7 protein-coding genes are annotated in these 8,507 nt (G+C 55.9%); 6 read left to right on the top strand and 1 reads right to left on the bottom strand.

Annotated features, from left to right (window positions below; genetic code table 11):
* Positions 1 to 73 precede the first annotated feature (73 nt).
* The 5 genes from CPT76_RS22730 (at position 74) to pyrE (ending at position 7,038) form a co-directional block, all read left to right on the top strand.
* On the top strand, positions 74 to 1,357 hold the full coding sequence (locus CPT76_RS22730; RefSeq protein WP_105444545.1) for a dihydroorotase: 1,284 nt from the start codon (positions 74 to 76) through the stop codon (positions 1,355 to 1,357).
* Between the two features lie 98 nt (positions 1,358 to 1,455).
* A complete protein-coding gene (locus CPT76_RS22735) occupies positions 1,456 to 2,427 on the top strand; it encodes a carbamoyl phosphate synthase small subunit (protein WP_105444546.1) in 972 nt (323 codons plus the stop codon).
* Between the two features lies 1 nt (position 2,428).
* On the top strand, positions 2,429 to 5,641 hold the full coding sequence (gene carB / locus CPT76_RS22740; protein WP_105444547.1) for a carbamoyl-phosphate synthase large subunit: 3,213 nt from the start codon (positions 2,429 to 2,431) through the stop codon (positions 5,639 to 5,641).
* Between the two features lie 21 nt (positions 5,642 to 5,662).
* Positions 5,663 to 6,400 carry an orotidine-5'-phosphate decarboxylase gene (gene pyrF / locus CPT76_RS22745; protein ID WP_105444548.1) on the top strand — a complete coding sequence of 246 codons (738 nt, stop codon included), beginning with the start codon at positions 5,663 to 5,665 and terminating at the stop codon, positions 6,398 to 6,400.
* Positions 6,397 to 7,038: an orotate phosphoribosyltransferase gene (pyrE, locus tag CPT76_RS22750; RefSeq protein ID WP_105444549.1), complete on the top strand. Its 642-nt coding sequence runs from the start codon at positions 6,397 to 6,399 to the stop codon at positions 7,036 to 7,038. The genes pyrF and pyrE overlap by 4 nt, the downstream gene beginning before the upstream one ends.
* A gap of 138 nt (positions 7,039 to 7,176) precedes the next feature.
* Here pyrE and CPT76_RS22755 read toward each other — a convergent pair whose 3' ends face one another.
* Positions 7,177 to 8,043 (bottom strand): YitT family protein, encoded by an 867-nt coding sequence (locus CPT76_RS22755; protein ID WP_105444721.1) that lies wholly within the window; start codon positions 8,041 to 8,043, stop codon positions 7,177 to 7,179.
* A gap of 211 nt (positions 8,044 to 8,254) precedes the next feature.
* Between CPT76_RS22755 and CPT76_RS37700 the strand changes: the two genes are divergently transcribed.
* Positions 8,255 to 8,419 (top strand): hypothetical protein, encoded by a 165-nt coding sequence (locus CPT76_RS37700; RefSeq protein WP_167527089.1) that lies wholly within the window; start codon positions 8,255 to 8,257, stop codon positions 8,417 to 8,419.
* Positions 8,420 to 8,507 lie beyond the last annotated feature (88 nt).

The raw sequence follows: 8,507 nt of genomic DNA on the forward strand, positions 1-8,507 counted from the left end.
ATATACACAAAAATGAATTATTATTATACAATAGATTGGAAGCCACAGTGCCAATCAACGACCGGAGGTACTCATGATACAGATCATAACGAACGCCAACGTACTGAACGAACAAGGGGAACAGGTAAGCAAGCATATCGTCATCGAGGACGGCCTCATCAAAACATTGGTGGAACCCGATGCCGGCTGGAGTGCTCCCGAAGGGGCGGAAGTGACGGACGCTGCCGGCAAGCTGGTTACGCCCGGCTTGATCGATATGCATGTCCATCTGCGCGAACCTGGATTTGAACATAAGGAAACGATCGAGACCGGGAGCCGCTCGGCTGCCAAAGGCGGCTTCACGACCATCGCCTGCATGCCGAACACGAAACCGGTGACCGACAACCCGGAAACGGTCCAGCTGGTGCTGGAGAAGGCCCGCGAGGCGGGAATCGTGAAGGTGCTCCCTTATGCAGCGATAACGGTACGGGAGCTCGGACGGGAGCTGACGGATTTTGAAGCGCTCAAAGCAGCGGGGGCGGTCGGCTTCACCGACGACGGCGTTGGCGTACAGAATGCCAAGATGATGAAAGACGCCATGCGCCGGGCGAAAGAGCTGAACATGCCGGTGATTGCGCACTGTGAAGAGAACTCCCTGGTCGAAGGGGGTAGCGTGACGGAAGGCAAGTTTGCCGAGCAGCACGGACTGATCGGTATTCCGAACGAGTCGGAAGCGATTCATGTGGGGCGGGACATCCTGCTGGCGGAAGCGACGGGCGTGCACTACCATGTGTGCCACGTCAGCACGGAACAGTCGGTCCGGCTGATCCGCCAGGCCAAGGAAGTCGGCATTCACGTCACCGCCGAGGTGTGTCCGCACCATCTGCTGCTGTCGGATGAAGACATTCCGGGGCTGGACGCCAACTGGAAAATGAATCCTCCGCTGCGCTCACCGCGGGACGTGGAAGCCTGCATCGAAGGGCTGCTGGACGGAACGCTCGACATCATCGTGACGGACCATGCGCCGCATGCTGCGGAAGAGAAAGCAAAAGGCATGGAAATGGCGCCGTTTGGTATCGTAGGCTTCGAGACGGCCTTCCCGCTCTTGTACACCAAATTTGTGGCGACTGGCAAATGGGATCTGGCCATGCTGGTTCAGCGGATGACCTCCGATCCGGCGCGGGTGTTCGGTTTAAACACCGGGCGGCTTGAGGAAGGCGCTCCTGCTGACCTGACGATGATTGACCTGGAAACCGAAAAAGCGGTGAATCCGGAAGAGTTTGCCTCAAAGGGACGGAACACACCGTTTACCGGGTGGAAGCTGAAGGGCTGGCCGGTTAAAACCTGGATGGACGGCAAAGTCGTGTTTGAAGCCTAAGACCGGATATACCCGGGCTGGATCGGTTGATACAAAAGAAACAGATATAGATACTACTAGATACTAACTTAACGTAATTTGACAGAGGAGTGAGTGGGATGCAGGCAAGATTGCTGCTGGAGGATGGAACACTGTTTACGGGCAGTGCTTTCGGAGCAGAAGGTGAAACGACGGGCGAAGTCGTGTTTAATACAGGGATTACGGGATATCAAGAGGTGCTGTCGGACCCGTCGTACTGCGGGCAAATCGTAACGATGACGTTCCCGCTGATCGGCAACTACGGCATTACGCGCGACGATTTTGAGTCGGTTGCGCCGTATGTGCACGGATTTGTCGTACGCCGCCATGAGACGGTGCCGAGCAACTGGCGTGCCGAGTACAGCGTGGATACGCTGCTGAAGGAATACGGGATCGTCGGCATCAGCGACATCGATACGCGCATGCTGACCCGCCTTATCCGCAGCCACGGCACGATGAAAGGGATTTTGACGACATCCGCTCAGTCCGTCGAGGAGCTGAGAGAGCGTCTTGCTGCGAGCACCCTGATGACCGATCAGGTGTCGCGCGTGTCCACGAAGCATACTTACAGCAGCCCGGGCGCTAGAGAGCGGATCGTACTTATCGACTACGGCGCCAAGAGCGGTATTTTGCGCGAACTGACTTCCCGCGGCTGCGATGTGGTGGTTGTTCCGCATGATACGACGGCCGAGGAAATCCGCCGCCTGAATCCGGACGGTATTCAGCTGTCCAACGGCCCTGGGGATCCTAAAGATGTACCGCACGCGATCCAGACGATCAAGGAACTGCTCGGCGAATATCCGATCTTCGGCATCTGCCTGGGGCACCAGCTGTTCGCCCTGGCTTGCGGCGCCGACACCGAGAAGCTGAAATTCGGCCATCGCGGCGGCAACCATCCGGTGAAGGATTTGGCGACGAACCGCTGCTATATCACATCGCAGAACAGCTATCTGTTTGATGAGTTCTTGAAAATGATTGCCGATCATAAACAGCAAAAACCTGCAAAACCGCGCCAGGCTGAACTGGCTGCAGCCGTGAAAGGAGCACGATAATATGCCTATCAATAAACAGCTTAAGAAAATCCTCGTTATCGGTTCTGGACCGATCGTCATCGGCCAGGCGGCTGAGTTCGACTATGCGGGCACGCAGGCATGCGAAGCACTGAAAGAGGAAGGCGTTGAGGTTGTCCTGATTAACAGCAACCCGGCGACCATCATGACCGACACGAACACGGCGGATAAAGTATACATCGAGCCGATCACCCTGGACTTCGTAACCCAGGTCATCCGCCAGGAGCGCCCGGATGGACTGCTGCCGACGCTCGGCGGCCAGACCGGCCTTAACATGGCGGTGGAACTGGCGAGAGCAGGCGTGCTGGAGCAGGAAAACGTTAAACTGCTGGGCACCCAGCTTCATTCGATCGAAAAAGCCGAAGACCGCGACCTGTTCCGCGAACTGATGCGCGAGCTGGAACAGCCGGTACCGGATAGCACGATCGTCACAACCCTGGAAGAAGCGCTCGACTTCGCCGAAGAGATCGGCTACCCGCTGATCGTCCGTCCGGCGTACACGCTCGGCGGAACCGGCGGCGGCATCTGCGCGAATGAAGAAGAACTGCGTGAGACGGTAACTTCTGGCATACGTTACAGCCCGATCGGCCAGTGCCTGATCGAGAAGAGCATTGCGGGTATGAAGGAAGTCGAATACGAAGTCATGCGCGATGCCAACGACAACTGCATCGTCGTATGTAACATGGAGAACTTTGATCCGGTCGGCGTTCATACCGGGGACAGTATCGTCGTAGCCCCGTCCCAGACGCTCTCGGACCGTGAATACCAAATGCTGAGATCGGCGTCGCTGAAAATTATCCGCGCGCTGAACATCGAAGGCGGATGTAACGTGCAGTTCGCCCTGGATCCGCACAGCTATCAGTACTATGTCATCGAGGTTAACCCTCGCGTCAGCCGCTCTTCGGCGCTCGCTTCTAAAGCGACCGGGTACCCGATCGCCAAGATGGCGGCAAAGATCGCCCTTGGCTACACCCTGGACGAAATCGTCAACCCGGTGACTGGGCAGACATACGCTTGCTTCGAGCCGACGCTGGACTACATCGTCAGCAAAATTCCGCGCTGGCCGTTCGATAAATTCGTGCAGGCGAACCGCAAGCTGGGCACGCAAATGAAAGCGACCGGCGAAGTTATGGCTATCGGCCGCACGTTCGAGGAATCGATCCATAAAGCGATCCGCTCCCTGGAAATCGGAGTTCACCGCTTCTATCTGAAGGGTACGGAAGAGCTGAGCGAGGAAGTGCTCCGCGAGCGCCTCATCAAAGCCGACGACGAGCGGATCTTCCTGATCGCGGAAGCGTTCCGCCGCGGCTATGGCTTGCAGGAAGTTCAGGACCTGACCAAGATCGACTGGTGGTTCCTTGATAAAATCCAGGGGCTGATCGCGTTCGAAGAGCAGCTTCAGGAAGATACGCTTTCTTATGACGCGCTGTACCTGGCGAAACGCCGCGGTTTCACCGACCGGGCGATTGCCGAGATCCGCAGCCAGAGCCAGGCTGGAAGCCTGACGACGGAGACGGAAGTTCGCGAGTTCCGCCTCTCGAACGGTCTGCGTCCGGTCTACAAAATGGTTGACACCTGCGCGGCTGAATTCGAAGCGACAACGCCTTACTACTACTCGACCTACGAGACGGAGAACGAAGTAACGCCGTCCAACAAGGAGAAAGTGGTCGTGCTGGGCTCCGGACCGATCCGGATCGGCCAAGGCATCGAGTTCGACTACTCGACGGTACACGCCGTGTGGGCGATTCAGAAGGCCGGATACGAAGCGGTTATCATCAACAATAACCCGGAAACAGTATCCACGGACTTCAACACGTCGGACCGCCTGTACTTCGAGCCGCTGTTCTTCGAGGACGTCATGAACGTTATCGAGCAGGAGAAGCCGATCGGCGTCATCGTGCAGTTCGGCGGCCAAACGGCCATCAACCTGGCCGGACCGCTGAGCAAAGCGGGCGTGAACATTCTCGGCACCAGCCTCGAAAGCATCGACGAGGCGGAGGACCGCAAGAAGTTCGAGGCGCTGCTCTCAAGACTGCAAATCGCCCAGCCGAAGGGCAGCACGGTTACATCGGTCGATGAAGCCGTAGACACAGCCCAATCGCTCGGCTATCCGGTGCTGGTCCGTCCATCCTACGTCCTTGGCGGGCGCGCGATGGAAATCGTCTACTCCGATGAAGAACTGCTGAGCTATATGGAGCAGGCTGTAAAGATCAATCCGGAGCATCCGGTCCTGATCGACCGCTACATGCTGGGTAAAGAGGTGGAAGTCGACGCGATCTGCGACGGCGAAACCGTGGTCATCCCGGGCATCATGGAGCATATCGAGCGCGCGGGCGTCCACTCCGGCGACTCTATCGCGGTATATCCGCCGCAGCACCTGGAGGAGCATCTCAAGGAGAAGATCGTATCCATCACGACGCGGATTGCGAAGGAACTGAAAACGATTGGCCTGGTCAACATCCAGTTTGTCATTTACAACGACGAAGTATATGTCATCGAGGTAAACCCGCGCTCTTCCCGGACGGTACCGTTCCTGAGCAAAGTGACGACGATTCCGATGGCGAACCTGGCCACGCAGGCCATTCTCGGCCGCAAGCTGAAGGACGCAGGCTACAAGGAAGGCCTCTGGCCGGAAAGCGACTACGTTTCCGTCAAAGTGCCGGTGTTCTCCTTCGCGAAGCTGCGCAGAGTCGAGCCGACACTCGGACCGGAAATGAAGTCGACCGGCGAAGTTATGGGACGCGACCTGCAATACGCCAAAGCGCTGTACAAAGGCTTGATCGGCGCAGGCATGAAAATCCCGGCATCGGGTGCGATCATCGTCACCGTGGCCGACAAGGATAAGCAAGAGGCTGTGGAGCTCATGAAGGGCTACAAGCGCCTTGGTTACAAGATCTATGCAACCGAAGGTACGGCTCAAGCTTTGAACGAAGCCGGACTCAACGTAACGACCGTGCAGAAGCTCAGCGACGGCACACCGAACATTCTGGATCTGATCCGCAATGGTGAGGCGCAGTTCGTATTCAACACCCTGACCAAGGGGAAAACGCCGCAGCGCGACGGATTCCGTATCCGCCGGGAAGCGGTAGAGAACGGCGTGGTCTGCATGACCTCGCTGGACACGGTCAGAGCGCTGATGAATATGCTGGATACCCTCAACTTCTCTTCGCAGGCCATGCCGGCTTTTGCGAACTGAGAAGGGGGATATTCGAGAAGCATGAATGATAAGTATACAGAAATGGCGGGCCGCTTGATCGTGGCCCTGGACTACCCGGATGCCGAAGCGGCATCCGCGCTGGTCCGCGAACTTGAAGGTATTCCCTGCTACTTGAAGGTGGGCATGCAGCTGTACTATGCTGCAGGGCCTGCTTTTGTGCGGGAATTGAAGTCAAAAGGCTACAGCGTATTTCTTGATCTGAAAATGCATGACATACCCAACACGGTAAGGGGTGGCGCAGAGAGCATCACCCGTCTTGGTGTGGACATGTTTAACGTCCATGCTGCCGGAGGTACGGTGATGATGAAAGCCGCGCTCGATGGCGCCGAATCTGCGCTTGCGGCCGATCCCGGCCTGACTAGGCCGCTCATCATCGCGGTCACCCAGCTGACCAGCACCAGCCAGGAGACGCTCAACAGCGAGATCGGCATTCAAGGCAGCGTTCAGGACGCAGTGGTACACTACGCCAAGCTGACGCAGTCGGCCGGACTGGACGGCGTCGTCGCCTCGGCCCAGGAATCGGCGCTGATCCGCGAGGCTTGCGGCCAGCAATTTATCACCGTCACGCCGGGTATCCGGCCTGCGGGCTCCGCAGCAGGCGACCAGGCGCGCGTCCTGGCGCCGGGCGAAGCCATTCGCCAAGGCAGCCATTACATCGTCGTCGGGCGTCCGATTACGGCGGCAGAAAACCCGCGTGAAGCTGCCGAACACATTATCAAGGAGATGATCGAAGCTTGACTACCCTAGCAGAAATTCCAGCACGTATCGCATCCCATTTGCTTGAGATCGGAGCGGTGGCGCTCCGGCCGAAACAGCCGTTCACTTGGACTTCGGGCATCAAGTCGCCTATCTACTGCGATAACCGTCTGACGATGTCTTATCCTGAAATTCGCGAGCTTATCGCTGAATCGTTCGCTGCGATCATTCGGGCGCAGTATCCGGACGCGGAAGTCATTGCGGGAACGGCGACGGCCGGTATCCCTCATGCGGCGTGGGTTGCCCAGAAGCTGAATCTGCCGATGGCCTATATCCGCGACAAAGCGAAGGGACACGGCAAGGAGAACCTGATCGAGGGCATCATAAAGCCGGGGCAAAAAGTCGTCGTCATCGAAGACTTGATCTCGACCGGCGGCAGCTCGCTCAAAGCGGCGGTAGCTGTGAAGGAAGCCGGCGCAGAGCCGCTCGCCGTGCTCGCCATCTTCAGCTATCAGCTCGATAAAGGGGTACAAGCCTTTGCCGAAGCGGGGATTCCGCTGCAGACGTTGTCCAACTATGCAGCGCTGATGGAAGTGGCCCTAGAAAAGGGAGCCATTCAGCAGGAGGACGTCGAAGCGCTCAAAGCGTGGAGAGAAGATCCGTCATCGTTCGGAAACTAAGAAGACGACGCTTGTGTGAATTTCCTCAAATGGATTTATAAAATGATACAGCAAAGGCAGCCCTAAGGGCTGCCTTTTTAAGTTGTTTACACGGATGACGGACCTTGCTGTAACCTTAAGCTTGAAGTTGCAAATGATTTAGTGGATGGCATTTTTCTCGAAATTGCCGCCGAGCACATCGGACACATGCTCAATGGCAATAAAGGCTTTGGGATCGATCTCCTGCACGAGCGCCTTCAGTTTGGCCAGCTCAAGCCGGGTGACGACGCAATAGATGACTTGTGTATCTTCCTTCGAGTAGCCGCCTCTGGCGTACATGAAGGTCGTGCTGCGTCCCAGGCGATCCTGAATCGTTTGGGAAATTTCCTCGTATTCGTTCGAGATGATGGTGACCGACTTGGACTCGTTCAAGCCCTCGACCACGATATCCATCACTTTGGAGGCCATATAGTATGTAAATATGGAGTACATCGCGGAATCCCAACCGAAAACGAATCCAGCAACAATGAAAATGAAGACGTTCATGATCATGATGATTTGGCCGACCGGCATGCGGAGCCTTTTAGACAGCAGAATCGCGACAATTTCGGTTCCGTCGAGCGAGCCGCCGAAACGGATGACGAGTCCGACACCAAGGCCGAGAATAAGGCCGCCGAACAGGACCGCTAATATTTTCTCATTGGTAAAAGGACTGACATGATGCAGCAGCTGCGTCGTTACAGACATGACGGCGATGCCATAAAGGGTAGAGAAGGCGAACGTTTTTCCGATCTGCTTGTATCCCAGAAATAAAAAGGGGAGGTTGATAATAAACAGAAAAATACCGAGCGGAAAGGTCGTCACTTTGGATAAGACGATCGAAATCCCGGTGATGCCGCCATCGATGATTTCATTGGGAACCAGAAATACCTCGAGCGCGACGGCCATAAGTACGGCCCCCACCGTAATAAATACAAATTTTTTGACCAGATCCGCAAAAGACAGCTTTTTATGTGTTTTTGCCATGGACATTCCCCGCTTTCCTGAAAATTAAAATGTTAAACAACTTAGTTATCAGTATAAACGATTTTTCCGCTCAGCACAAAGCAACCTCGCTTTTTTTCGAACGTTTTCGACATTTTACTAGCCGAGATTTCTGCTGCTATGAATGAACGATGGCGTTTGCGGCAACAATAGGCATCAAAACAGCTCATCTATGAAAGGAGGGTTAGCAGCAATGCGGTGGGTGTATTTCGGCAAGCTCTACCGGACGAAGTTCCAGGCAGGGTGCCTGGCGAAGAGGCTGGAGCAGGACAGCTGGATCTACGGTTATGAAGAGCCGCGGATCGTTGAAATTTTCCGTTCAAGGAGAGGCAGGTACGGTGTCCGCTTTTTGCCGTGACATGGGCAGGCCCCAGGGTGTCCTAACGCCAATTCCATAAATAAATACTTGACGCAGTGGGTACATATGCTGTATATTAATTCTTGTC

It is taken from the genome of Paenibacillus sp. AR247 (assembly GCF_002968895.1).
GTDB lineage: Bacteria > Bacillota > Bacilli > Paenibacillales > Paenibacillaceae > Paenibacillus_AQ > Paenibacillus_AQ favisporus.